General features: G+C 35.5%; 24 protein-coding genes and 13 tRNA genes. 34 read left to right on the top strand and 3 right to left on the bottom strand.

Annotation, left to right across the window (positions count from 1 at the left end; genetic code table 11):
- Nucleotides 1–91 precede the first annotated feature (91 nt).
- From EG344_RS07460 to EG344_RS07330, 32 genes are all read left to right on the top strand, one after another.
- Nucleotides 92–742, top strand: a complete 651-nt coding sequence (locus EG344_RS07460; protein ID WP_228412879.1) for a hypothetical protein — start codon at nt 92–94, stop codon at nt 740–742.
- Nucleotides 739–1872 carry an AAA family ATPase gene (locus EG344_RS07455; protein WP_123908930.1) on the top strand — a complete coding sequence of 378 codons (1134 nt, stop codon included), beginning with the start codon at nt 739–741 and terminating at the stop codon, nt 1870–1872. Before EG344_RS07460 ends, EG344_RS07455 begins: the two co-directional genes overlap by 4 nt.
- Nucleotides 1845–2588: a hypothetical protein gene (locus EG344_RS07450; RefSeq protein ID WP_123908929.1), complete on the top strand. Its 744-nt coding sequence runs from the start codon at nt 1845–1847 to the stop codon at nt 2586–2588. The genes EG344_RS07455 and EG344_RS07450 overlap by 28 nt, the downstream gene beginning before the upstream one ends.
- The gene (locus EG344_RS07445) at nt 2579–4957 is read left to right on the top strand and encodes a hypothetical protein (protein WP_123908928.1); all 2379 of its coding nucleotides are present in this window, start codon (nt 2579–2581) and stop codon (nt 4955–4957) included. The genes EG344_RS07450 and EG344_RS07445 overlap by 10 nt, the downstream gene beginning before the upstream one ends.
- Nucleotides 4947–6647, top strand: a complete 1701-nt coding sequence (locus EG344_RS07440) for an APC family permease (protein WP_123908927.1) — start codon at nt 4947–4949, stop codon at nt 6645–6647. The genes EG344_RS07445 and EG344_RS07440 overlap by 11 nt, the downstream gene beginning before the upstream one ends.
- Nucleotides 6640–7659 (top strand): tetratricopeptide repeat protein, encoded by a 1020-nt coding sequence (locus EG344_RS07435; protein WP_123908926.1) that lies wholly within the window; start codon nt 6640–6642, stop codon nt 7657–7659. The genes EG344_RS07440 and EG344_RS07435 overlap by 8 nt, the downstream gene beginning before the upstream one ends.
- 107 nt (nt 7660–7766) lie before the next feature.
- Nucleotides 7767–7922, top strand: a complete 156-nt coding sequence (locus EG344_RS23830; RefSeq protein ID WP_164464400.1) for a hypothetical protein — start codon at nt 7767–7769, stop codon at nt 7920–7922.
- 130 nt (nt 7923–8052) lie between these two features.
- The gene (locus tag EG344_RS07430) at nt 8053–8181 is read left to right on the top strand and encodes a penicillin-binding protein (protein ID WP_164464399.1); all 129 of its coding nucleotides are present in this window, start codon (nt 8053–8055) and stop codon (nt 8179–8181) included.
- 570 nt (nt 8182–8751) lie between these two features.
- A tRNA-His gene (locus EG344_RS07425) sits at nt 8752–8824 on the top strand.
- A 9-nt stretch (nt 8825–8833) separates the two neighbouring features.
- Nucleotides 8834–8910, top strand: a tRNA-Lys gene (locus EG344_RS07420).
- 3 nt (nt 8911–8913) lie between these two features.
- Nucleotides 8914–8987: transfer RNA gene (locus EG344_RS07415), tRNA-Arg, on the top strand.
- Between the two features lie 6 nt (nt 8988–8993).
- Nucleotides 8994–9064: transfer RNA gene (locus EG344_RS23825), tRNA-Asp, on the top strand.
- Nucleotides 9065–9129: 65 nt separating this feature from the next.
- A tRNA-Pro gene (locus EG344_RS23820) sits at nt 9130–9201 on the top strand.
- Between the two features lie 100 nt (nt 9202–9301).
- Nucleotides 9302–9374: transfer RNA gene (locus EG344_RS07410), tRNA-Leu, on the top strand.
- A 5-nt stretch (nt 9375–9379) separates the two neighbouring features.
- A tRNA-Asn gene (locus tag EG344_RS07405) sits at nt 9380–9451 on the top strand.
- 283 nt (nt 9452–9734) lie between these two features.
- Nucleotides 9735–9816, top strand: a tRNA-Cys gene (locus EG344_RS23815).
- 229 nt (nt 9817–10045) lie between these two features.
- Nucleotides 10046–10129, top strand: a tRNA-Tyr gene (locus tag EG344_RS23810).
- A 247-nt stretch (nt 10130–10376) separates the two neighbouring features.
- A tRNA-Glu gene (locus EG344_RS07400) sits at nt 10377–10448 on the top strand.
- A gap of 260 nt (nt 10449–10708) precedes the next feature.
- Nucleotides 10709–10781 (top strand) — tRNA-Phe (locus tag EG344_RS07395).
- A 99-nt stretch (nt 10782–10880) separates the two neighbouring features.
- Nucleotides 10881–10953, top strand: a tRNA-Gln gene (locus EG344_RS07390).
- Between the two features lie 8 nt (nt 10954–10961).
- Nucleotides 10962–11032: transfer RNA gene (locus EG344_RS07385), tRNA-Trp, on the top strand.
- 66 nt (nt 11033–11098) lie between these two features.
- Entirely contained in the window at nt 11099–11584 is a 486-nt protein-coding gene (locus EG344_RS07380; RefSeq protein WP_123859100.1) for a ribonuclease H-like YkuK family protein, read from the top strand.
- Between the two features lie 120 nt (nt 11585–11704).
- The gene (locus tag EG344_RS07375; RefSeq protein WP_123908925.1) at nt 11705–12490 is read left to right on the top strand and encodes a hypothetical protein; all 786 of its coding nucleotides are present in this window, start codon (nt 11705–11707) and stop codon (nt 12488–12490) included.
- 18 nt (nt 12491–12508) lie between these two features.
- A complete protein-coding gene (locus tag EG344_RS07370) occupies nt 12509–12880 on the top strand; it encodes a cyclic-phosphate processing receiver domain-containing protein (RefSeq protein ID WP_123908924.1) in 372 nt (123 codons plus the stop codon).
- On the top strand, nt 12880–13161 hold the full coding sequence (locus EG344_RS24380; RefSeq protein WP_123908923.1) for a DinB family protein: 282 nt from the start codon (nt 12880–12882) through the stop codon (nt 13159–13161). The genes EG344_RS07370 and EG344_RS24380 overlap by 1 nt, the downstream gene beginning before the upstream one ends.
- A 38-nt stretch (nt 13162–13199) precedes the next feature.
- Nucleotides 13200–13442: a DinB family protein gene (locus EG344_RS24375; protein ID WP_123908922.1), complete on the top strand. Its 243-nt coding sequence runs from the start codon at nt 13200–13202 to the stop codon at nt 13440–13442.
- Between the two features lie 4 nt (nt 13443–13446).
- Nucleotides 13447–14460, top strand: coding sequence for an RNA ligase, Rnl2 family (locus tag EG344_RS07355; protein WP_123908921.1), 1014 nt, complete (start codon nt 13447–13449; stop codon nt 14458–14460).
- 167 nt (nt 14461–14627) lie between these two features.
- On the top strand, nt 14628–15569 hold the full coding sequence (locus tag EG344_RS07350) for a peptidase (protein ID WP_123908920.1): 942 nt from the start codon (nt 14628–14630) through the stop codon (nt 15567–15569).
- A gap of 125 nt (nt 15570–15694) precedes the next feature.
- A complete protein-coding gene (locus EG344_RS07345; RefSeq protein WP_123908919.1) occupies nt 15695–16258 on the top strand; it encodes a metallophosphoesterase in 564 nt (187 codons plus the stop codon).
- Nucleotides 16259–16333: 75 nt separating this feature from the next.
- The gene (locus EG344_RS07340; RefSeq protein ID WP_123908918.1) at nt 16334–16879 is read left to right on the top strand and encodes a 3'-5' exonuclease; all 546 of its coding nucleotides are present in this window, start codon (nt 16334–16336) and stop codon (nt 16877–16879) included.
- Nucleotides 16880–16948: 69 nt separating this feature from the next.
- On the top strand, nt 16949–17500 hold the full coding sequence (locus EG344_RS07335) for a 3'-5' exonuclease (protein ID WP_123908917.1): 552 nt from the start codon (nt 16949–16951) through the stop codon (nt 17498–17500).
- 112 nt (nt 17501–17612) lie between these two features.
- Nucleotides 17613–19586, top strand: a complete 1974-nt coding sequence (locus EG344_RS07330; RefSeq protein ID WP_228412878.1) for an AAA family ATPase — start codon at nt 17613–17615, stop codon at nt 19584–19586.
- A gap of 12 nt (nt 19587–19598) precedes the next feature.
- Here the strand turns inward: EG344_RS07330 and EG344_RS07325 are convergent, their stop codons facing one another.
- Genes EG344_RS07325 through EG344_RS07315 form a run of 3 tightly spaced genes read right to left on the bottom strand, consistent with a single transcriptional unit; the run spans nt 19599 to nt 21243 of the window.
- Nucleotides 19599–20498: an alpha/beta fold hydrolase gene (locus EG344_RS07325; protein ID WP_123908915.1), complete on the bottom strand. Its 900-nt coding sequence runs from the start codon at nt 20496–20498 to the stop codon at nt 19599–19601.
- Entirely contained in the window at nt 20495–20839 is a 345-nt protein-coding gene (locus tag EG344_RS07320; RefSeq protein WP_123908914.1) for a GIY-YIG nuclease family protein, read from the bottom strand. Before EG344_RS07320 ends, EG344_RS07325 begins: the two co-directional genes overlap by 4 nt.
- Nucleotides 20840–20844: 5 nt before the next feature.
- Nucleotides 20845–21243 (bottom strand): MarR family winged helix-turn-helix transcriptional regulator, encoded by a 399-nt coding sequence (locus tag EG344_RS07315; RefSeq protein WP_228412877.1) that lies wholly within the window; start codon nt 21241–21243, stop codon nt 20845–20847.
- 427 nt (nt 21244–21670) lie between these two features.
- Here EG344_RS07315 and EG344_RS07310 point away from each other — a divergent pair, with 427 nt between their 5' ends.
- Both EG344_RS07310 and EG344_RS07305 read left to right on the top strand, forming a co-directional pair.
- The gene (locus EG344_RS07310; protein WP_123908912.1) at nt 21671–24205 is read left to right on the top strand and encodes a DUF6493 family protein; all 2535 of its coding nucleotides are present in this window, start codon (nt 21671–21673) and stop codon (nt 24203–24205) included.
- Complete coding sequence (locus tag EG344_RS07305) at nt 24186–26882, top strand: DUF6493 family protein (RefSeq protein ID WP_123908911.1); 2697 nt, start codon at nt 24186–24188, stop codon at nt 26880–26882. Before EG344_RS07310 ends, EG344_RS07305 begins: the two co-directional genes overlap by 20 nt.
- The last annotated feature ends 1 nt before the right edge of the window (nt 26883 follow it).

Below are 26883 nucleotides of genomic sequence, written 5' to 3'. Positions count from 1 at the left end.
AAAAAGTGTTTTTTTTCATCGTCGCCATAATTTAATAGTAATCCTTTCTTTAAAAATTTTATTCTCAACGAAATAATTCTATTTTTGTTAGATGATGGAAACCAAATCACCATTTTTAGATACCATATTTTTGCTGAGGAAGAATGAATGTATCACTCTTTTTTCCAATATCCAGACCATTTCCCTAAAAGAGGAAGAGGAAGCAGAAGTGTATTTAGAAGCAGAATTTGAAAAAGAAAGACTGGAGTTTCTGTCCGATCAGATAATCTGTAATAAAACAACCGCTGTTTGGGCGGCAAAAGTGCTGTATCATAGTGCACAATTGTATCTGATAAGGGAAAAGACAGCCAATAACCTTGAAAGTCTTGTTCCAAAGTTTAAGGGGACAAGAGATATTCCTTCCATTTTATCTGCCGATTTATCATTAAGGTTTCTCCCTGATGTGATGATGGCTCTGCATGCATTAGATCCCGAAGATCCACTTATTAAAATACTTGAAGATATTCTGACAGAATTTCATTATTCAGCCATAGGGTATGATCTTGATCTGAAGCAAGTAAACTGGGAAGAAGAACTGAAAGATAAAACGTACCGGAAATTATATCTGGAAAGAATTGTAGAAAAAAAAGATTACAAACTAGCGGAAATTCCGTTCATTAATACACTGCTAATTGCAGAATTTGGAATGTATAAGGATGCATTCTGGAGAGAATTAAAAATTATAACTGAAGAAAATCAATGATGCAGCATATTAATAAACTCAATACGGTTCTCAACTACGTAAAAGATACTTTCGTAGGGAAAAATGATGTGGTGGACCTGCTGGGAATCTGCCTTTTGGCAAGAGAAAATGCTTTTTTATATGGTCCTCCCGGAACTGCAAAATCAGCCATAGTAAGAACATTGGCAAAAACAGTAAAAGACGGAAAGAATTTTGAATACCTATTAACCCGTTTCACAGAGCCGAATGAAATATTCGGTCCTTTTGATATCAGAAAATTAAAAGAAGGAGAACTTCTCACCAATACAGAAGGAATGATGCCGGAAGCCTCGATGGTGTTCCTGGATGAGATCTTCAACGCTAATTCTGCTATTTTGAATTCACTTTTGATGGCTCTTAACGAAAAGATCTTCAAAAGAGGAAAAGAAACAAAGCGTTTACCTGCTTTAATGTTTGTAGGAGCAAGTAACGCTCTTCCGGAAGATGAAGCTTTGAATGCGTTATTTGATCGTTTCCTGATTAGAATCAATGTTGATTATGTCAACCCGGAGCTTCTACAACAGGTACTTTTAGCAGGAAGAAAACTGGAAAACGAAGAAGAAACAGAAGTTCCGGAAATTCATGCTAATGAGATCAGAGAACTTCAGAACCTGTGTAAAAAGATAGATTTAAAACCTATCTATGAAGTATATCTGAATACCATTATGAGCTTACGAAATACCGGAATTGCCATTTCAGACCGTAGAGCTGTCAAACTTCAGAACCTCATCGCAGCAAGTGCTTTGATTTGTGGAAGAAGTGAAGCCGTTCTTTCGGATCTATGGGTTTTAAAACATATCTGGGATACAGAAGAGCAGATTGAAATTCTGGAAGGGATCATTAACAGAACCATTGAGAAAGACGATCATCCGCATTCCCATCCTCAAGCCATGCAGAATAAAACTCCTAACCCGGAAGAAGTAATGAAGGATGTAAAAATATTGGTTGATAAATGGAATCAGGGATCGCTAAGCTTTGAAGAGCAAAACGTAATCAAAGATAAACTGAGATACCTTCAGACACGCTGTGACTGGATCAGAAACCCTGAACAAAAGCAATACATTCAGCAAGAAATTGAAAGCTTATGGCAGAAAATTCTTCAGACGATATAAAAGAATTCTGGGCAGAACTACCCCGTACCGATGAAGATTATCTAGGCTCTATACGAGACTGGAAGAACGTTCATGTTGCAACGGATGATGAAATTATATGGCTTAAAGGTTTTACTGAGGAACAGACATTGGCTTCAGAACTTCATCAGCTGCCTAACTTTTTGCTGTACGAACTCCGGGATGGGCTTTTATTTAAAAAAGAAGCATTGGTTCCCCGTAAAAAGATGAGAACAGGATTGCTTTGGACACCAATTGATAAAGCATTACGCCTTACTTTTCCTGCCTCTAATCAAAACTATTTCGGAATTAGCGAAAAAGTCCATATCAGGTTAAAGAAAAGTGATGAAGAACATCCGGTCATTGCTCTGATAAGCATCATTACAGAGATCAAAGAGAGTATTGTGACACTGCCAAAATTCAGACTGGAAAAAATAGACTGGACTGTAATGGAAGATAAAGCTCTTTTTTTAGGAACTCCGTTATTAAGTCTGCCGGGAAAAACATATTGGACAAAAGACGGACATCTTTTGCCTTCCGGTTTTGATTTTGAGTTTAAAAATCTTAGCAAATTCTTACAGCAGAAATATAATAAAGAGTCAGACGGATGGCTTTTATGGGATGAGAATGGAAATTATCTTTCCATAAAGAAAGCTGATTTTCAACCCTTGTCTGTAAGCTCATTTCGTCTTACTGAAAAATCAAGAGAATGGAATTAAAGGCCTATTTTCAGTCCTATGAAAATTATTTCTGGGAATGGAAAACTGATGAAGATGTTCCCGGAGATTCCGGATATAATGACAATAACCTCCTCTCCATTCCTGGAGTAGGGGCTATCGCTTACAGACCTTATATTATTGAGATTCTTAAAGAACTTCAGCCGCAGGGATGGCCACCATTCGGTGCTTTACTGATGGTTTTATATGCAATGCAGGAAGGTTATACAGACTTTGCGGGTCCTTTAAGATATACTGCAGATTTTTACAGCATGGGGAACTTTGATTTCAATGCTGAAAGAGAGATCGAATTTCTTGAAAAAATAAAAGCGCTTCCCAGGCTTTACAAACAGAAACAAAACAAAATTGTACTGCTACAGACCTTATTTAAAGATAGTCACAACAGAATATCTTCCTTACAGGCTGAAGCTCATTTAAGAATTTATTATAAAAGGCCCCAAGAACTGGCTGTAAGTGCAGAAAAACAGCATGCAGGACCATCAGTTTTGAATAAGGACCTGACAGCAATAGATCTCAACCAAAAATTTCCCACCGTACAATCAATCATTGATGCTATGAAAGGGTTAATTGAAGAACCTGAATTGAATGATGAGGTTGTAGAAGAAGATGCTACTGCAGATACAAATAAAGACTTTATCAGAGAATTGATTAATGAGCCGAAAACATTCCAGATAGGAAGCCTGATTAAAAGGATCTGGAGCGGACTGAAAATTCCAATGAGACACCTTTCTCCGGGAGAACAGCCTATAGGAGGAATTTCCGATATGACCAATAAAGGAGATTTTCATAGAATGCTTTTGTCAGAATTTGCCAATGATGAAGATATATTCATGAACCGTGTGGCCAATAGTGAAGCTCTATATATTCAAAGAGAAATACCGCCTGAAGAAAATATTTTTGAAAGAATTATTCTGATTGATACTTCCCTCAGAAACTGGGGAACCCCGAAAGTATTGGCGTTTGCATCAGCTATTGCGATCATCAAGCATCCCAAAGCGCATTCTGAATGTAAAGTGATGGCATTGGGGCAGGCTGCAATCCCTATTTCTTTGAATAAAGTGGAAGCTGTAATTGAAAATCTTAATCAGGTCAGCCCGGTATTGGAGGTTTCAGAAGCATTGGATAAGTTTTTTAAGGACGAGTATCCCCAAAAAGATATCGAAGTATTTTTCATTACCCATCAGGAAAATTTTGAAGATGAAAAAATCCAGAGAGTAGTCAATCAGAATAGAGACAGACTTAAGTTTTTGGTGGCTACCACTTCAGATGGAGAAATTAATTTTTATAAACATCATAAAGGAGTACGGAAACATATCCAGAAAATAAGACTTCCCCTTCATGAATTGTGGGCCAATCCGCCGCAGCAAAAAAGAGCAGAAAGTAATTCAAATGGAAAGAAAACTGATCTTCCATTGAATTATCCGATCCTGTTTCCGACACCGGTTAATAAGATTGCCCAGTTTTTATACGAAGGAGAGTTTTTTATTCTGAGTTCAAAAAAACAATTGTTGAAAACTTATCTTTCCGATAATTATTACGATAGACATTCCTATGATTATTATAAAACCTATCATGGTTGTGAAGTAATGATTGAAGATATTTCTGTAAAGCCAACCGGGCAGTTTGCTCTGGCAAAAAATAAGCAGCAGCATTTTATCCTCTGTCAATATCAGCCTTCCAGAAAATTAGTATCTAAACTTAATGTAAATACAAGAGAATATTCTGAGATCAATGTCACCGGATTGAATATTCCTGAAGACTATGAACTGATCTATTTTGGGAAAAGCTTCTATCTTCACCATTTTAACAATCCTTTACTTTATAAAATAAATATTGAAGGAAATACCTCTGTAGAGCCTCTTGATAACAAGTACGATGATATAGATAAAAACACCACAAAAGTAAATACGGAAGTAGCCAAGTTAAACCGGAGTGGATTAAAAATTATTGGTAATTTTAATAAAATCGGTATTAATGCCCATGATAATCTGGTTTTTTCAGGATTTGAAATCAGTAGTGTATATGAAAATACCCTGAATCTTTATAAAAACAGATATGATATTAAGGTTTTTGCGGAACAGAATAAAAATAAATACACTTTTCCTGACGGAAGCGAGGTTATTGCAGATTCCCGAGGAATGTTGACCTTCAGGAGCAGCAACAAAGGAATTGAAGAGTTTTATATCCCTACCACAGCCTATGGCTTCCTGGCTCTGGCTACCTATACAGAGTTTGGCGGATCAGAATACTATCTTCCGGAACATACTTTATTAAAGGTGAGAACCATGGACGAGATGTATAATCAATATGTAAAGCCGTTTATAGAACAGATCTTGGATTATGGAGCTTAGAATAAAACCTTTCCCGAAAAATGTATACCCTAAAAAAGGACTTTTGATAAAAGGTTCTTCACCTTTGGTATGGCTTCAGGAGATGGAAAATTTAGGAATCAGGCTGGACGGAATAAAATCTTACGCTGTTCCGACTAATAGTCCCAACGTGTTGTATGGATGTTTTCTTATATTTCATGATAATGCTCCGCAGGAAATTGGAAGGAACGCTTACTTCCAACAGGTAGATAACAAACTTTTTATTCCGGAGAATACAACATTTTACCCCAAGATTAATCCGGAAGACTGGAGTACGATAGATTCAGATTTTCTCATAATGCATCCTGATTTTGGGTTGGTAAAATTATCAGAACAGGTGGATTGGATTGAATTGATTCAGGAGGCAGGGAAAATAGAAACCAATATCAGAAAACCTTTGAACGGTGTTAAAATTCCTCAAACCATAGAAAGCTATACGGTGGAAATGGATGATGAAAAAATGCTCGAAGCATTGCAGAAACCCCAGACCGAGGAAGAATGGATGAACAGCCTGCCGTTTGACCTGAAAAAAGTAATGGCCGGAAATAAAAAAGAAATTGAAAAATACTTAAAATACATAGAAAAATACCCAGAAAGAGCTATCGAGTTGGGGGTTCCATTGGATATTCTGGGAACCTCCAGAGGAGATGGGTTTAGTAAATTTACCTGGCTGGAAGGATTGTTTGGCGGAGGAGCTGATGGTAAACAGGAAAGCACCAGTACTAGAAATTTCCGCAGAATATTCTGGGCCGTTATTGTCATTGCAATTGTTTTAAAAATAGCTTTCCCATCCAATCAAGATAAGCCCCGGCAGGAAGGAGATCAGGAATCCTCAGGAACTATTGTAACAGATGCTGTAAAAGCTCCTTCAGATATGATTGCTTTTCATTCAGGAGTCTCTGAAATAGATATGAAGATAGACTCCATGTACTACAAACAAAGGAAAAGCTTGTCCAATGAACTCCTGAACGCTGGGCTGCAGGAAAGTAAAACAAAAAAAGAAAAAGAAGAATACAAAAAGAAAGGGGGAAGAGAGGTCAATGAAATAGGTCATGATATTCAAAAGCTTAGCAATAAAGAGCAGCAAAGCAGGGATTCGCTTAAAATTATTTATACCAAGAGAATAACAAAGCATATAAAAGAAAGAAGTGAAGTACTGAAACGTAAAATTTCAGATTCTTTAAAACAATATACCAAAGGAAAACCGGTAAACGGAGAGGTAGTAAAATACCTTTTAAAGAAAAAGCAGGTTCTGATGCAGGACTCTTTAGGAAAACTCTATGGAACTATTGATATGGCTGATATGCCACCTCCATCTACCATCAAAGATTCCAAAGTCAAAGGGGTAGAATCAGGGGGTAACTCGCTGAAGAAAGACACTCCCATTTCTGATATATTATACATGGTGATTCTGATGATTGCAGCAGTTGGATTGTATTCCTTTCTGTTTAAAAATAAATCATTAAATCTGGGTGGAGATAATGTTCCGGGCTGGGTTAAATTTCTTTTGGTGGCTATCCTGGTAGCGATGCTGGTATATCTTTTTTATCCATTAGTGAAAATGTTTGGCTATAATTGGTTTGTTTGGGTGCTTGCTATTGGGGTGATGCTATTGCTTTACCGTTTGTTCAGAGAGGATAAGACCATTTTAAAAAACGATGATGATGAATAAACAGAAATTTATAGACAAATTCATGGCTGCCTTTGTTCTGCTGGCCATGTTTAAGATCATCGGAATCGTAGCCCAGCTGTTCCATGAGAGTTTTTGGAGTGTAGTAGGAACTCTGGTAATCTTTTTAATTGTAGCATTTATTATCCTTATGGTGATTGCCACTTTAAAGGATAAAGAACAAAGTAAGCAGAATTCAAGAAGAGGAGGTGCAGGCGGAGGAAGTTTCTATCTGGAGAATTCTTTATTTGACAGGATTCGAAGTAAATATGAAGACCTTGCCCAAAAATATCTTGCCGAAAAAGATTACAAGAAAGCAGCAAAAGTATATATGAATCTCCTGCAGGATTATTACAGAGGGGCAAAGACCTTGGAAGATGGCGGATTTTATAACGAGGCAGCTGCAATATATCTTAAAAAACTAAAAAGTAAATCCGATGCTGCGAATTGTTACGAAAAGGCAAAACAATACAAAAAAGCAATTGATCTGTACAAAGAAATGGAGCAGAAAGAAAAAGTAGGGGATCTTTATAAAGAAATCAATGATCTGAAAAATGCCCATACTTATTATCAAATGGTAGCAGATGACTATACAGCCAATAATCAAATGGTAAAAGCGTCACTGGTATATCGGAAGAAAATGGAAAAGCCGGAAGATGCCCAAAAAGTATTATTAAAAGGATGGGAAGAAGATAAAGATGCCTTCAACTGTTTGAATAACTATTTTGCGAATATTTTTGATAGTACAAAACTGGAAACGGAAATACAGGCGATGTATGAAAAAACTCCGGCCTATAAAAAACTCACCTATCTGGAAGCAATGAAGCATGAGTTTAAGAAAGATCCCAAGTTACAGTATGTTACAAGAAAAATAGCTTATGAGATCGTTGCTGAAAAAGTAGAAAGCCGTTCAGAAATTGTTAACGAGTTGAAACATTTCAATCCTAAAGATGAAGTGATCCTTAAAGATATCTCAAGATTTAAGACCGGAAGAAATAAAATGTTTAGAAATTAAAGGGTAAAAATAAAATGGATAATATATTTAAATATATCCAATATAAATATGACAATAAAAAGTCCCTTTGAAATTGTACAGAGAATGATATCAAAAGGAAAATCTCTATGGTATGCCGTAAAAAAGATATTAAGGAAAAATTTCCTGCATTTTCATTAATGGAAGCTAAAGAAGTAGTTATTATTGCAACATCGGAACACAAAAGTCTTTATGATTATCAGGGTGAGCTATTCATGCAACTTGAAAACTCGATGAAGAAATAGAGTAAAACTCTGTGTTTCAAAAGCACATAATTCAGCCGTTAAAAGCAATCATAGAATCCTTTTTTTATTACTCTTCCATGTGAGAATTATAAAAAATAACAAAAAAGATTTATCTTTGCACCAGAAAATTATGACAATACAAAGAGCACATATCAATGCAGAACTATTCGAAAGTCCTTCTAATAAAGGATTATTAGGATATGATGAAGGGGTATGGAATGAGGCGAAATGTGCTGACTTTGGAAATTATTTACTATAAACTTGTAAAAAATTAATCAAAATACAACAGAAACGCCTCGATTTTTCGAGGCGTTTTTTGTTTTTTAGGTCAGAAATTATTTAGAATGAAAAAAAATAACCATAAACATGAAAATTTTTTAATTAACAATGCAACTTTAATACGATAAAATAGAGTGATAAGTAACCCAATGAGAGACAGTCATTTAGGTAATTAAGATATCTGCAAAAGATTGCGGACAGAAATCGCTTATTCTTAATTTTACATGTAATTAATTGATTATCAATAATTTAATTTTAAAATTTATTTGCAGATTCCAAAAAATCATATTTACTTTGCAACCGAAAATTGAAAGCAACAGGTTTTCAGGATTCAACAAAAAATAATTTAGAAACAAACAAAAATAAAATGAAACAATTTCATAACATACTCAATCAATATTCAAGACTATTCGGACAGGAGCCGACAGGGACAGTGTGTGCTTATGATTGTGAATTTGTGGATAAAAGGTGCTTATATACGTGGGTCAGCTAATGATCTTTCACGTTAAAAAATATGAAGCGCCTCCCGAAAAGAGGCGCTTTTTTTTATGGTTTCTTTAGCTTATTTGGTAAAGCGCCGGTCTGTGGAACCGGAGAACAGGGTTCGATCCCCGAAGATACCCAAAATATAAAATCTCATAGCTCAAATGGTTAGAGCACCGGTCTTTTAAACCGGGGGTTGAAAGTTCAAATCTTTCTGGGATTACCAAACGGTTCCGTAGCTCAACCGGATAGAGCATGGGTTTTCTAAACCCAGGGTTAGAGGTTCGAATCCTTTCGGAATCACAAAATGGTCTATTGAGGTAATGGTAACCTGCCCGACTGTCTCTTGGGCACTGCGAGTTCGATTCTCGCATAGACCGCAAAGATTCGTAGAAAGTTTTGCTCCGGCTGTCTCCCGGAAAAGAATTGAAGTGAATCTGTAAAACTGGAAAGATAACGGTGGTTGTTTACCCGTCTTGGACGCGGGAGGTCGCAAGTTCGAATCTTGCTTTCCAGACGAAATGATAAGTAATCAATAATGAGTAATAAGCAATAATGCATAGAAAGTAGTTTTCAATATTACTCATCACCAATTACTCATTATTCATAAAACCGCTGCGGGAATGGTGGAACGGTAGACACACTTGATTTAGGATCAAGGCGCTGAGGGTTCGAATCCCTCTTCCCGTACAAAAGATTTTGTAGCTCAATGGTAGAGCGCTGGTCTGTTAAACCAGAAGTTGGAAGTTCGAATCTTCCCGGAATCGCAGTAACTAAATGTTAATTGTTTCAGGAGAAAAATAAAGTTTGTCAAGAGCAGAAGATCTTTACATCAAAAAAACACAAGAAAATACAGACAAACTTTTTCTTTCTCAATAAAAAAGTTACAAGTGAAAGAAAAATATGATTAATACAATTTTAGGTAAAAATAAAGTCTGTCAAGCGCAGAAGTTCTTATATCAAGCAAAAATATAGACAGACTTTGTTTTTTTGAATAATAAGCATCAAAAATTATTCATTACCTCTTGCTTATTCCTCATGTTAAAATCTGATGGTTCGCCGAAGTGGAAGAGTCGGGGCGGTCTGCAAAACCGTTGCGTAAGCTGAGTGGGTTTGAATCCCATAACCATCTCAATGTAAAGCTGGAAATTGTAATGTTAGAAGATGATCCATCAACTATCATTCATTAATTATAGCTAAAAATATCCTTTATTAAGAAAAGAAAATGTCTGTCAAGCGCAGAAGATCTTTAAGCCAAAACACAAAATACAGACAGGCTTTTTCTTTTTATAAGTAATGGGCAATAAGCAATGAATGATAAATTAGCCATCATCAATTACTCATTACTCATAAAGAAATCCGGAAGTACGCCGAAGTTGGAGAGTCGGGGCAGACTGTAAATCTGTTGCTTCATTGCTGAGTAGGTTCGAATCCTACTACTTCCACCCAACCGCTGATAATGTAATGGCAGCATGCAGGAAATATACTCTTGTTGTTTAGGTTCGATTCCTAGTCAGTAGGTCAAGAAAATATTAAATGCTCAATATAATTTTCGAAAGAAAGGCTTGTCAAGCGTAGAAGATCTTTTTGTTAAGCAAATTTAAAGACAAGCTTATTCTTTTTATAATGGATAATGGGCAATAAGTAATTAATAATATAAAATAGTATCACTTACTCATTGCTTATAAAAACGCTCTATTCGTCTAACGGTAAGGACGCCTGCCTTTCGAGCAGAAAACAAGGGTTCGATTCCCTTATAGAGTACTGGATGTGAATGACTGGTCAATACATAATTGATATAATACCATGAAAGTTCAGATTTAAAAAAATATTGGCCAGTTGCCATTCACACAAAATGAAGAAAAGAGAAAAGGCTTGTCAAGCGTAGAAGATCTTTAGTCAATAAAAACAGACAACCTTTTACTTTTTATAATGAAAAATAAGTAATGAATCATAAGTAATGAATGATAGAAAATTAGTTTTCATCATTACTCATCACTAATTGCTTATTACTCATAAAATAGGGAAGAGTGGTGTACTTGGTGTGCACGTTAGTCTGAAAAACTAAAGGTACAGGTTCAATTCCTGTCTGTTCCGCAAGAACATGAACGATAAGTAATATAATGAGTGATCTTTGATACTTGATTGTTTTTAAACATTCCTCATTATCTATTACTTATTGCTCATGAATTAATCTGATTCATAGTGTAATTGGTCAGCACACAAGATTTTGATTCTTGGAGTTTAGGTTCGAGTCCTAATGAATTAACAACATTTACTCTGATATTGTAATGGTAGCATCTCAGTCTCCAAAACTGATGGTATTGGTTCGAGTCCAGTTCGGAGTGCAGAAAGTGAATAATCAATAATGATTTATGAATTATAAAAAGTATAGAACTTAAATATGTAAAAAAATGGAAACGCAACAACAAACATGGCAGAATATGAAAGGAAAATTTTTCCAACATTCTATCACACAGCTGGTAGAAGAAGCCATTATTCGCGAACAGGCAAACGGACATCGTCTGAAAGTATGTGTGGGATCAGACTCTCACGTATATGGAGAAGCTATTAATTATGCTACGGCAGTAGTATTTATTCGTGAAGGAAAAGGAGCGTTTACCTTTATCAGAAAAGAAAGAGAAATACAGACCATCAGTATTAAAGAGCGAATGCTGAATGAAGTCAACAAATCTGTTGAAATTGCTTACGCAATTTGTTCTGTATTGGATACTTATGGAGTAGAAATGGAGGTACACGCAGACATCAATACCGATCCTGATTTTAAATCCAATGCAGCATTAAAAGATGCAATGGGATACATTCTGGGAATGGGATATGTGTTTAAAGCAAAACCTTTTGCCTTCGCAAGTTCCAACTGTGCTGATATGATGGTGTAATGAGGCTGGAAGTTTTTAACGTTATGATACTAACTTCCGGCCTTTATTTATCGAAGTATTAAATACTAGCTTTTCAAAATATATCACGTGTTAAGAAAATAACACAAAAAAACTAAAAACATGACTCACAATAGAATAGCCGTTATCGGTTTACACGAACAGGAATATGAATATATACGACAACATTATGATGGTCTTATGATCTGGCATCAATCCATCCCAATGATAAAAGTAGTAGACGGAACATTATATGTGGAAAAAGCCCAGGGAGTAGGAATGCTTCCGGTAGATAAAGTTGTTTATCATGGGATTTTTGAAGAGGATCTTGATTTTATCTCAGGATTGGCACTTTGGAACGGCCCATGCTTTCCAAATGCTTATGGAATGCTCGAATGTAGATTGAAAATTCCTTGTCTTGCCAAAGCGATGAAGTATTCAAAATTTAATTCCCAAAGAGGATTTATCTCTGCAGGAGCTTATGTGAATACAGATACCGAGTTGGTGGCAAAGTGGGGAAACTGGCATTGTGGAGAAAACAAACATAAGTTTACAGGAAGTTGGGAAAGTACAGAAAACAGTGTGCTGGAACCTTATTTTGAAGGCGATGCCGTAAGAATTTTAAACATAGGTGAAAAATCCTGGCAGATTAAGCTTGAAGGAGAAACATGGTTAAAATCCATACATCCTGATGATGCCCAATTTATGGAAATGGATGCAGAACTTTTACAGGATACCCTGATGTTAAAAGATAAAATAGGAATGGATGTCATTGCGAATGATTATATCGTTCAGAAAAATGGGGATAAACATTTACTGGAGATTAATCATATTCCCAATATTACAAGGTTTGAAGAAGTAAGATTACATTTTTTGGAGACAGTAGTAAACTGGATTCATGAAGATTAAGTGTTGAATAATAAAGCAATGGAAATAATCAAAAGACTATTATTTCTGGATGATATACGATATCCGATTGAGGCATATCGTTATACCAAACAGGATATTTTTCTCAGAAGAGATTGGCATATCGTTCGAAATTACGATCAGTTTGTCAACAGAATCCTGGAAAAGGGACTTCCGGAAATGATTTCTTTTGACCATGACCTTGCAGATGAACATTATCTGAAAACAGATACCGGTGAATTTGTGGAAAAAACAGGCTACGATTGTGCAAAATGGCTGATAGAATATTGTATGGATCATTATTTAGACCTACCCAAATTCTACTGTCATTCCATGAATCCTGTAGGAAAGGAGAATATTGAAAGACTTTTAAAAAACTTTAAAAAATTGTAATGGACATTTTCAGATATATCCAGGAGATTAGAAATCATCTCAGCCTTAGTTTTAATGAGGTTGACGGATGGTTTGATAAAGATGGTACAACCCTGAACTATCAGCCATCAAATGGAGGCTGGTCAGTTCAACAGATTTTAGAGCATATCTATCTTACAAATTTTTATTTGCTGATCCTTATTGAAAAAGGCTCAAAAAAGGCAATGCGAAATTCTTTAAAACTCGACCTGGAATCTGAAATTAAAACTACAGTTTCAACAAAGAAAATTTTGAAAAAGTAGGGGAATATGGTGCTTTTGATTGGATCAGACCTGAACACATGGAGCCTAAAGGAGAACGAAGTTTAAGAGAGATCAGAAACCTGATTACTCAACAGTATTATCAATGTCAGAATTACCTGGATTTGATGAAAAATGGCGAAGGAGTTCTCTATAAAACGACCATGAGCGTGAATAATCTGGGGAAAATCAATGTCTATGAGTACATTTATTTTCTCTCACTTCATGCACAAAGACACATTACCCAAATGGGAAATAACCAATCAGAAATGATTAAAAACTAAAAAAATGATTTTCAAAACATATAACTCTATAGAAAATGCTTACCAAACCCGCATGATCGATCAGATCAGGTTGCAGGGCTTTGGGGATGAGGTTTTCATCGTGCAGGAAAAAGTTCACGGTGCTAATTTCTCTTTCTTTACCGACGGAAAGGAAATTAAGATCGCAAAACGAACAGCTTTTATTGAAAAAGAAGAAAAATTTTACAATGCACATCAGATTTTGGAACAATACAGAAAAAATGTAATTAATTTGTTTCAAAAAGTGAAAACAATATACCCGAATGTTGAGACAGTAGTCATCTACGGCGAATTATTCGGTGGCAGTTACAATCATAAAGAAGTAGAACCCGTAAAAAATGCGATAAAAGTGCAAAAAGGAATTGAATATGCACCGTATAACGATTTTTATGCATTTGACATTAAGTTGAATGGGGTCACTTATTTGGATACAGATATCATCAACTCAATTTTTGAGAAGACCGGATTTTTCTATGCTAAAACTTTGTTTGAAGGAACTTTAGAAGAAGCTTTAAGATTCCCGAATGTTTTCAATTCTAAAATCCCAACCTGGTTAAGATTACCGGAAATGAACAACATGTGTGAAGGAACCATTATTAAGACCTTAAAAACCAAATATTTCGGAAACGGAGCCAGAGTCATTCTAAAAAATAAAAATGAAAAATGGATTGAAAAATCTAAAATGGTAAAAAAAGAAAGAAAAGCTACTCAAAAACAGGTTGATTTTAGTGAAACTGCTCAAAATATCTGGGGGGAGATTCAACAATATGTAACAGCAAACAGATTGAATAATGTCGTGAGCAAAATTGGTGAATTTGAACCCAAAATCATGGGTAAAGTGATAGGACTTTTTGCACAGGATATTTTAGAAGATTTTGAAAAAGATTTTCCAGCTGTTTTCACAACCATAGAAAAAGATGAGCATAAAAGGATCAACAAAAAGTTGAACTCTTTAGTCATTGATTGTATAAAAGAAGAGTTAATGACTCTTAAAGTCTAGTTTCGGTAATGTATTACCGAAACTTTTTTATGTATAATATAACCACAAGCCCAGAGGAATACTTGGAATTTTCAATTTTTACAAAAATTTAAATTGAAGACATGAAAAATAAAGGCGACGAAAACTCAAAGAATTTTTGATGGACTGGTTTTAAAAAAAGAAAAGAAATGTTACAAGCAGAAATAAAAAGTCTTTTAAAAGAAGACATCAGTATATTAATAAAAATTCCTAATTCAGGAAAGCATTATGTATGTGATTGTGGAGAAGCAAGTTTACTCACAGTAAAGGAAGCGCAGGCGATATCAGCAATATTCATCAGTCATACTCATATCGATCATTTTTCCAACTTTGATGGTATTTTCAGACATCAGATTGGCAGTGGTGAAAAAGTTGTGATCTGTGGACCGAAAAATATCCATCAGCAAATTGAGGCAAGATTAAAATCCTACACCTGGAACTTAATAGATGAAAATGCCATTGAATACGAAATTCATGAAATTATTTCCAAAGAAGAAATCAACATCTATACGCTTCGTCCTCCTTACTGGAATGCTGAATATGTAAAGACACAGAATTTTCTATTTGAAGATAAATATGTAAATGTTGATTTTGCTATTCTGGATCACAAAACAGATTCTATTGCGTATCTGTTTAAAGAAAAAGATTCAGTGACTTTTCATGACAATGCCTCTGATTTTAGGAAAGGAAAATGGATCAGTGAATTGAAAACCGCTTTTGAAAATAATGATCTTGAAAAAGAAATTGAAATAGAAGAAACCTTGTATAAAGCATCGGATCTGTTCCATTTGTTGACAATAAATGAAGGTTACAAATTAGGCGTCATCATGGATCATGCTGTAGATGAAGATAATTATAAAAAGATAAAAGCCGTTTTCAATAATGCAGATAAAGTCTATATTGAAACCTTTTACAAGGATACGGATCAGGAGTTCGCCAAGATCAATTATCACAGTTTTGCCTCTGCATCAGGAAAAATTATGAATGAATGTAAGGTGAAAGAAGCCGTTCCGATCCATTTTTCAAGAAGATATACTGAAAACGACCAACTGGAAATTGAATCTGCTTTTTATAAAGCATTTCAAAATTAAAAGCCTTAGTACCCCTTTACAAAAATCTCAGTTGAAGACGTAAAAATTCCCCTTCTTTGGAGGGTTGGTAAGTGCGCAGATTTAACAGGGTGGTTTTAGGAACAACTAACAAAAAAAATAAAAAAATGAAACCCAATATATTTTTTACAGCAGACCATCACTTTGGTCACGAGAATATTATACGATTCTCAGAAAGACCATTTGAGTCTCTGGACCAGATGAATGAAGAATTAATTAAAAGATGGAATGAGAGAGTCAATCCTGGAGATACAGTGTATCATTTAGGAGATCTCAGTCTTGGAAAACCGGATTTTACAAAGGAAATCTTAGATCAACTGAACGGAAACATCCATTTAATCAAAGGTAATCATGAAGGCGCAGCTTTAACGTATCCTAAAAGATTTTCCTCCATCAGGGATTATCACGAACTGAGAATTGATGAACCGGATAATCAAAACGGGAAACAGAAAATTATTCTCTTCCATTATGCCATGCGTACCTGGAATGGATCACACCGTGGAGTCTGGCAATTATACGGGCACTCACACGGAACATTGCCGGATGATGAGATGGCGTTGAGTTTCGATGTAGGTGTAGATTGCCACGATTTTTACCCGATTTCCTACGAAGAAGTTAAGGAAATCATGAAAAATAAAAAATGGACACCACCGTTTGGGCCTCGAGAGTAGATGAGCAGGAGGGCTTTGGGGTAAAGAGAAAATTTCAGGAACCTCCTTGCCCTCATTAATACATTTTACACAACCATGAAAACAACGAATGAAATAATAATTGTCGATTTGGAAGCAACCTGTTGGGAAAACGACAGGATTCCAATCGGACAGAAAGTAGATATTATCGAAATGGGAATTTGTAAGTTGGATCTGATATCCAATACTATTTCTCAAAAACAAAGCATTTATATCATTCCCGAAAGATCAGAAATCAATAGATTTTGTTCAAAACTAACGGGGATTACACCACAACTGATAGAAGAAAAAGGAATCTATTTCGAAGAAGCCTGTGCGAAGATCAGAGATGAATATGATACTGAATCGCTCACCTGGGCCGGATATGGAAACTTCGATAGGGAACAGATCATCGAACAGAGTGACTGGCTTGGAATAGAAAATCCTTTTTCAGGGCAATACCTGAATGTAATGTACGAATTCAAAAGACATTTCAGACTGCATAAATCTCTAGGACTGAAAAGAGCCCTGGATTACCTAAACATGGATTTCGATGGCAATCATCATAGTGGCGCAGACGATGCTTACAATACAGCCAAAATACTGAATAAGATTTTGGAATAATAATTTGGATGGAAGAAGAAAATTCAAAGACATACGTTACTTCCATCTTTTAATCTTAAATAAAAAACAATGAAAACAACAGAAAATATACTTATTATAGACCTTGAGGCCACGTGTTGGGATAACCGTCCGCCAAGAGGTCAGGAAAGTGAGATCATCGAAATCGGCGTTTGTATTATGAATGCAAAAACCGGAAAGGTCTCCCAGAATGAAGGGATTTTAATAAAACCTCAATATTCAAAAGTGAGCCCGTTCTGTACGGAACTTACCACTCTTACCCAAAATATGCTGGATAATGAGGGAATTATGCTGGATGATGCATTTGACATTTTGAGAGCAGAATACGATTCAGAAGAATTAACCTGGGCAAGCTATGGAAACTATGATCTGAATATGCTTCAGGATCAGGCCAGAAGATTTTATGTGGATTATCCGTTAAGTGATGACCATATCAATGTCAAAACATTATTTGGAGAAATTCATCCTACGGTAAGAAAAAGCGTAGGAATGCAAAGAGCATTGAATGAACTTGGATTTAAATTAGATGGCACCCACCACAGAGGAGTGGATGATGCCAGAAATATCGCCAAGATCTTGCATTGGTGTTTGCAGAATAATTAAAATGCAATACAGATCACATCATTGATACTAAGAGATTGTTCCAGTGCGTTCAGTCTCTTTTTTTATATGTTACTTTATTTTTATAATTTATCTTTGATAAAAATTGTATCCCTTGGAGGAACTCGTCAAATTACTGGAACATACCAACAGAAGCGTATTCTTGACAGGAAAAGCAGGAACAGGAAAAACAACCTTCCTGAATAATTTTGTAAAGATAACCCGTAAAAAACATATTATTGTTGCTCCTACAGGAATTGCAGCAATCAATGCCGGCGGGGTAACCATACATTCGCTGTTTGCTATTCCGTCTCGAACATTTGTTCCTACTACTGAGCCTGTTGATCCTAATCTTGCGATGAATATTAATGAGTTGTTTCCTCACTTTAAGTATAGAAAAGAAAAGCTGGATCTTTTTCGGGAAATTGAACTGATTATCATTGATGAAGTATCTATGCTGAGAGCAGATTTATTAGATATGATGGATCATTCGTTAAGGCGGGTAAGGAGGAATCAATTGCCATTTGGAGGAGTCCAGTTATTGTTAGTTGGGGACCTGTATCAATTACCACCTGTGGTAAGAGATGATTCTGAACGGATTTTATCAAAATTCTATGAAACTCCATTTTTCTTTTCAGCCAAAGCGTTGCAGGATGTACGGTTAATCACAGTAGAACTCACCACAGTTTATCGCCAGCAGGATGAAGAATTTCTGGAAATATTGGATGCTGTCCGGCATGCAGACTTCCACGAATTAGATTTTGAAAAACTGAATTCCAGATACAATCCCAACTTTGAGCCTGAAAATGAAACCTATATTCATTTATGCTCTCATAATCGGATTGCAGATCATATTAATCAGAAAAAACTTGCAGAATTAGAAGAAGAATCACTGTTTTATAAGGCCTCAGTGATTGGTGAATTTAAAGAAACCCAATATCCGATGGATGAAACACTGGAGCTGAAAGTAGGAACTCAGATTATGTTTATCAGGAATGATTCATCACCCGAAAAAAACTTTTACAACGGTAAGTTGGCAGAAATTTCTTATCTCGATGGAGATACCATAAAAGTCGTATTGGATGAAAGTAAGAAAGAGATCATGGTAACCACTGAAGTATGGGAACACAAGCGTTATACTCTGGATGCAGATAAGAACATTAAAACAGAAGTACTGGGAAGTTTTGAACAATATCCCATACGTCTCGCATGGGCAGTTACCATTCATAAAAGTCAGGGTTTGACATTTGATCGTGTCATTATTGATGCCGGAAGATCCTTTGCCAGCGGACAGGTATATGTGGCATTAAGCCGTTGCCGCACTTTAAGCGGAATCGTTCTGAAATCTGAAATTTCTCAGAATGCCATATTCAAAGACCAAAGGATTGAAGACTTTCAAAACATAACCAATGCAAATGATTATTTACCTCAAATCATTGAGCATGAAAAATATGATTACACATTATATAAAGTTCAGATGACGGTAGACGCAGGTTGGTTAAAAGAAGCGGTCATGAGCTGGAAAGAGATAACCTTTACTGCAGGAGTTCCGGATTCAGAAAAGGTCAATACCCTGTCTGATGAGTTTGAAAGAGAAAGTGAGCATCTTTTTAAAGTAGCTGAAAAATTTAAAAAAGTGATCCGTTTGAAATTAGTTGATTTTATAGGAGGAGAAATTCAGTGGAGTGAAGTTGAAGAAAAATGTCAGGGTGCTGTCAACTTTTTCTATAAAAATGTCGCTGAGAAGTTCTTATTGCCTCTGAAAAACCTTTATTCAGATACCATAGGCATCAAAGGCTTAAAAAACTTCAACGAAGAAACGAAAACATTTCTACACGATCTCGAAGAATACCTCGAAAAGCTTAAGTCCTGTTATTTGTTGGATCATCCTTTATTCGATCAGGAAATTGAAATAGATACTTCCGTAAAAGTTGTTAAAAGACCGACTCACATGATTACCTTTGAGCTATTTGATGAAGGAATACCTCCCTTTGAAATCGCAGAAAAGAGAAATCTTACCCTTGCAACAGTATATAGACACCTTGCCAAAATGGGATTAACAGAAGTAGAGCGGACTTTTAAACAGTAATGCAGCCAAAAGCTAGGCACTTATTTTTGAGATCAATGTAGTAATTTGGTTACAGATAAGTTGATACAATTCTTTTGGAACAGAGTGTCCCATCCCTTCAATTAACATCAATTTTGCATTGGGAATAGAATCTGCAATATCTTTTCCACAATCAGAGTGGAAAATAAGATCCTGAGTTCCATGGATAACCAAAGTTGGGGCTTCAATTTTCTTCAGAACTTCCCGGTCATATTCATAGGTAGCCATAGCCAGCAGTTGCCTTATAATTCCATATTTTGTTTTTGAACGGTTGAGCTCTTCCTCAATCATTTTGACTTCTAAGCTCTCATCCCATTCATATAAATTTCCTGAAATTCTCTTAGCAAAAAGTAATTTTTCCTCAATATAATCCTCTTTATTCGAGGCTGGATCGGGAGAAGGTTTCATCATCATAGCCATCACTTCCGGATCAGAAGGAGGTAATGCGGGATTTAGAGATGTTGACATGAGAATAGTTAATGATAAAACTCTTTCAGGAAAGTAAGAACCTAATAATTGTGTAATAATTCCTCCCATGGATCTTCCGGTAAAATGAGCCTTATCAATTTGTAAATAATCCAGTAACCCCGTCACATCTTTTGCCATATCCATCAAAGAATAAGGGATATTTTCCGCTTTGATAGTAGAAAAAAATTCCTGATGATTTCCGTTAAAATTTAGCTCCTTTTCAGTTGGAAAAATTGACATCCCGGAATCTCTGTTGTCCAATCGAATGACTCGGAAGCTTTGTTTTACTAATAATTGGCAAAAAGAGTCGTCCCAGCGAATCATCTGACTTCCTAATCCTGAAATCAGTACAATAGTCTGTTGATGCTCTGCTCCTAAAATTTCATAGCATATATCAACGCCGTTTATTTTGATACGATGATTCATGATGTATAAATTTCGCCATTAATTTCTGACAGGGCAGTTTGCTCAGCCTTTAAGATTTCCTGACGATAATTGATATATTTATTTTCCTGATAGGGGATAGTGACAATAAATTCAAAACTGAAATTGTCACTTCCATATTCATTCCAATCCTTTTGGAGCTGAGTATTAGCGAATAATCCGCTTTTTAATACAAACTTCATTTTATTCACCAACGCTTCGAGATTTAGAGTTCCCTTGAGGTATTGCTTTCCGGTCATATTATTTTTTACGGAAAGTACACCCATTGTTGTGACATGGTTTTTGGCTTTTTCGCGAAGCAGTTGTTTTATAGCATTTTTCATGGTAATTATTTAATATCTCCACCTAATTCAGATAAAAGCCCGGAAGCGGTTTGTAAAGACTTATTCTTTTTTGAAGGAAGAATATCGTTTGAAGCATGTTCTGCAGTTATTTTAGCTTCTTCAAATATCTTTTTACCATTAGGGCTAATCACAACATAGCTTACTCTGGCATCTCTTTCATTTGTTTCCCTGGTTACCAGTCCTACTTTTTCCAGAGGATTCAGTAAACGAGTGATACCGGAAGCTGTAACTCCTATTTTTTCAGCCAGATCAATCCTGCGCATTTTACTTTCAGATGATTGACTGAGGATATAAAGAATTACAAAATCATTGAATCCCAATCCATGAGCGCTCAGAGAATCAAACTTTCTGGCAATAATTGATTGAACTTTATTGAGGTTCATTAAAAATAATAATTCAGGGCTTATCATTGAAAAGTATTTGAGTTGTCAAGTAATTGTGTTTTGCAAATATATAAATATTAATGAATTATAAAACCTTTTTATAAAATAAATGTTTTGAATTATACTTTTTGTTTTAACTAGGATAAAAACCGGGTAAGAAATTTAAAAAATAAAACAGGCAATGATGTAAATGTTAAGTCAGTTATCATTTGATGATTAAACTAACTTCTGTTTGTATTTAAAGTCCGTATCAAAAAAATAGATTGCCATTAAATTTAAATCTTTAAATAGGGAATGAACATATATCATAAAAGTGTTTAATATAAGTGCTTTATTAACTTAAAGTTTTGTTAAAAAATTCACTTTTTAGGGATAATTTACTGCCTGTCAGTCATTTTTTTTTATTTTAGCCGCCAAGAATGAATTTATGCTTATTGATCAGGAGTTTAAGGCGATATATTTGAACTATAAAATCAAGGAAATCATTCCTTTTCTAAAGAAGCTTACACCCAAAGATAAAAAAGAAGTTGCTGCCATTTTAAAGAAGCACATCAATAAAGAATGGGGGCATAATACAATATCTGTGTTGGCTGCTTTGGCATGCTGTAAAACGAAGGAGGAATATGAAAAGATGAGACCAGGTTTTTATTCCATTCCGGTAGAGTTGGTTGATGAACTTTTTGAAACCTATATTCCTGATTGGATTGGAGAAAGTCATTTATTTCTTGATGGATTCGATTATCTGAAAATATTGGAATGGAAGCGTAAAGGCTACCTTACCCTTCAGGATGAAATTTGGGCGTCATTGCTTTCCTCATCATCCAGAACAGAAGAAATATTGTTTACAGATCCGGTAACACTGGACTCCCATATCTGGCTTTTGTTTGAATATGAATGCAGTATTACCTCGGTTTATCGTGACAGAAGTTGGAAAGATGTATTTAAAATCCTTGTTCAGGAAAAGAAAATAGACCGCTTCAGAGTACTTAGAGCAAGCCTTTCTGCTATCAATTTCAATTTTTCAAAAGAACATAATGCTTGGTTCCTAGAGCTTTTTGCGTATCTGGAACCTACTCACAAAGAAACTCTGGAATTACAGGGCGAGCTGTATATGATCTTTCATTCCACACAACATTCGCTGTTTCCGGGAGTTTTAAAAATTATCAATCCCGTAATTGCAGAAAAAGATTTTAAAACAGAAGATTTTTTACAGGCTACAGCATCTTTAATGACGCTTCCAACCAAGAATATTGTCAATGCACTGCTTCAGGCTCTGGAAAAAATAGCGAAAGAGAATAATAAATACCATGAAGCAGTAGGTCTGTTTCTCATACCTGTTTTTCTGAATAAAGACAAAGCACTTCAAACCAAAGGAGCAAAGATCATTGTTAAGTATGGAGATCCGAAATCAGAAAAGATAAGAAGAGAACTGGCATTTTATACTGGATCTCTTCTTTCTGATGCTCAAACTTTACTGCAGAAATTTCTTGTAGAAAATAAAGTCATTGAAATTAAAGAAGAACAAAATTATGAAGCGGCTTCATGGCATGTATCACAGCCTATTCCTCCTATAGGGTCCATAGACGATTTTATTTTTCTGGCTTCTCAGATTTTCAATAATAATGAAACGTATCACATTGATCTGTTTTTGGATGCATTGATAAGATTCAATGGTGATTTTGAGGAAGAGCATTTTAACCAGCTTGAGCCTGCCTTTAATGCTGCCTTCAAAAGGAAAGATACGATAGGGTTTCAACATCTGCTGGCTACCTTTCTTATTAATTACGGCCTGCTGAAGCAAAAAAATAAATCAAAAATATTATCAGATGCTAATTTAGGATTTCCAACATTCGAAAACTGGAACGAAAAAAGAACACCTTTTATTTTTAAAGCCTATCATCAGCTTTTGTTAGGAATTTTTGAGTTTTTAAAAGAACATAAACAACTTCCATTACTTTCAGTTCCTGAGCTTACGCCTTGCTGGATTACTCTTAATACCCTTGTGGATAAATTAAAAATCTATCAGCAGCAAGGTGAAAAACCTATTGCTTTTGATCTGGAAATTGCCCTGCTCAGAGTAGAAAAGCAGAATCTGAAAAAAGGAGAACAGTACGCCAAAGAACAGCTTAATGAAGAATATTTTGATCTTCTTAAGCCGATTTTTGAGAAAAACTATTTTTCAGAACGTTATAAAAAAGAATTTCTTGATGGAAGTTTCGACTGGAAACTTGGATACAAAAAAATATATAAATGGAATACTACCGAAGAAGTTCCAGAGTCATTAATCGCTATTGATAATAACAAGGAATTGCCGGAAAATGCTTCATTCCTGGATTATCTTTTCAATTCTTATCATACGATCTACCAGGATGATCTGATTCGAACTTTATATACTGTACCTTATTTTTCAGGGTCTTTAGCTGCAAGAAAATATAATGGCGATTTATCCTGTTCTACTTATCAGTACGATATAAAAGGGAATATAGAATTTTTGGATTCGTGGATGAAACTGAATCTTCCTTTTCAGTCTGTGCATTATTTAATCCTGTCTGCAGGGTTATTTCATAAAGATAAAACATTCTCTGGTATAGCTTTTGAAGTGCTTATTAATAGGGCTGTTTCAGAAGATTTTAATATGCTGGAGCTGGGAATTGTAATCGGTAAAAAGATCAATTTTGAATGGGCTCCCGTAAAAAGATTTACAGATGGATTATCCGGATTTATTAATCTGAGTACCAGTCATAACCAAGCCTTTGAAAAACTGCTGATATCCATTCTTTCAGCAGTTGAAAAACCGGTTTTTAATCTTAAAAAGCTGTTAGAGCTTTATTATGAATTACTGAATCAAAACAGAACCAAGGTAGACGAAAAAGTTGCTGAAGTTCTTAAAGAATGGGAAAACGAGAATAACCTGAAAAAAATTATACATCAAATTAAAACACATGAAAGAAAGACTTTATGAGATCCTTAATGAGGAAAAAATACATGAGATTGTCCCCTTTTTGAAACAGCTTACTGTAGAAGAAAAGCAGACATTAGTACCTACGATAAAAAAAATGGATCGTGAGATCAATAAGATCATCATGACCAAAAATTCTTACCATACAGCAGGCTCTGTGAATCAGCATTCTATTATTGATATTGCATCATTTGTCTGTATGGATCAAAAGAGTTTTGGTAAAAATTACTGGAGTCTTTTCCGTAATATAGAACAGACAGAACAGATACTGGAATGGGGATGCCCCGACTGGTTTTCTGACTTTATCAACGATTCTATTGATGCGGAGTTTACTGCTTTTAATTATCAGCATCTTTTAGGATGGACAGAAAAGGGCTATATTCAGCCAAAACCGGAATTACTGGGACATCATCTGAGCAATTATCCTGCTAACCTTGACCAGCACCCTGAAACACTCAGTACCCATTTTTGGTACTTGTGCGAATATCCATCCAAATCATTACCCTTCCAGAAAGAATGGTTTCCATTAGTACAAAAGCTTGTCACAGAGCAAAAAATTGAAAGAAAAAGATTTTTAAGAGAATGCCTTCTGGCTGCCAACAGAAATTTTAATAAGAATGTGACAGGATGGTTTATGGATGCTTTTACTGCTTTAAAACCTACAGAAGAGGAGTTAATAGGACTTCAGGATGAATTATTGGCCGGGTTAACATCTGCACAGTCAAAAGCAGTAAATACCATTCTTATCCATTTGAAGAAAATGGTAGGAAGTCCCGCCTTTAAACATGAAGAATTTGCCCATTACCTTCCTAATCTGCTGAGCTTAGAAGTTAAAACAGTCGTGATCGGCAGTCTTGCTTTAACAGAAAAAATCTTTCAACATAAGAAAATTGATCCGGAAATATTAGGACTAGCTCTAACCTCTGCATTTGTAAGCAAAGATGATGGAATACAGTCAAAAGCAGCCAAAATTATCCTGAAATACATTCCGCCATCCAAAACGGTAAAGGAATCTATTTCCCATTATTCAGACAATATACTGACAAATGTACGTTCTCTTTTAGAAACTTATATAGAAGAGAAACCACAGGAATTGGAAGCTATCGTTTCGGAAAAAATATACCTCACTACCGAAGATAATAAAGTTAAAGTACTTGAAAGCTTTGAAGATTTGATGTTCTTTCTGCCTTTGGCTATAGAAGATCCATACAGTCATCACTGTGATACTGCTTTGTCCGGATTTGCCCGTTTTGCCAATGATGTAAATGAAGAATCTGTGAAACTGATAGAGCCGGTATTCCTGAAAGCCTGTAAAACCATTGCAAAATGGGAAGTTCCATATCTGAATGTCCTGTTGTGTAATCTCATTATTAATTATGGATTGAATTTATTGGAAAAGTATCCGGTACAGCTTAAAAATCTGGACAAGATATATGAAAAGACCAGTAATGAGGAAACTGCAAGGGAAACCTATTCAAACTATCAAAAAAAATTAGGTCCCATAACGAAAGTGGGAGCAGGAAGCCCTGTGATGAAAGCTTTTAAAGAGCTTGCAATATATACTTATGAAAAAATAAAAGCAGGAGATAGTGTTCCTTTACTTTTTGCTATTACTCATGCTCCTTGCTGGATTTCTCCCGTCACTTTAGTAGAAAGACTGGAAATATATCAGAAGAAAAATATTGAGCCCCATCACCTTGATATGCAGCTGGCTTTACAGAGATGCGCTCTGGATAACACATCGGAAGCATTACAATTGGCTGAAAAAAGACTAGAAGGTGAGTACAAAGATTTATTACTTTTCTTCTTTGGTAAAAATGCTGAGCCCAAAGGAAAAATTGAACATCCTGCATGGTGGATGACTGCAGGAATTACGCGCTCTCCGGAAACTGTTTTCAAAGAATTCAGTGGTTTTGGGTATGATACGATTCCAGCGGAATTCTTTTCAGGAGTTTATCAATGGAAAACTATTGACAGTAAGAAGAATTCATACTATCCGGCTGAGCTGAATATTATGATTCCAAAATATCATTTTGAAAAAAGAAAAGATCCGCTGCTCCTGGAATATTTTATTGCTGAACCAAGAGAACTTTCAGAAACCATCGGTATGATGTGGTGCTTTCCGAATACCTTGGGAAATGCTTTGGCAAAAGTGATTAAAAGCTGTCTTTTCTATTCCGGTATTGCTGAAGTTTATGAAAGAAGCATGGTTTTGAATACAGCACAGGCCCTTTACCAGGTTAAAAAACCTTTGGATGAAATGGGCTATCTGTTTTTGGGAACTATTTTCCTGGATGGGGATAAAACGATCCGTGGAACGGCTGCTGAAATCTGGCTGGAACAGGTTTCTCATAAGATGATAGATAATGCCCGATTAGGAAAAGTAATCGGTACCCATGAAAAACTGGAGTGGGCTCCTATAAAGAGATTTACAGATCTTATCCAACATCAGATGCTGAATGTGAGTAAAAATCATAATATTGCACTGGAAGAATTAATTTCCAGCATCCTGCTTCAGATGGATAAACCTGTTACCAATCTGAAGAAATTGTTGGAGGTGTATCATGAAGTATTGGCTTTAAACCAGTCGGAAGCCGATAAAAAAGTAATTGAAAAACTTAGCGACTGGAAAGAAAACTCGAGCCTGAAGAAAATCTGCAATCATCTTCTAAAAAAATAAA

The organism is Chryseobacterium sp. G0162, from assembly GCF_003815715.1.
Taxonomy (GTDB): Bacteria; Bacteroidota; Bacteroidia; order Flavobacteriales; family Weeksellaceae; genus Chryseobacterium.
Note: the sequence above shows the minus strand (reverse complement) of the source record. Positions and strands in the feature narration are given on the sequence as shown.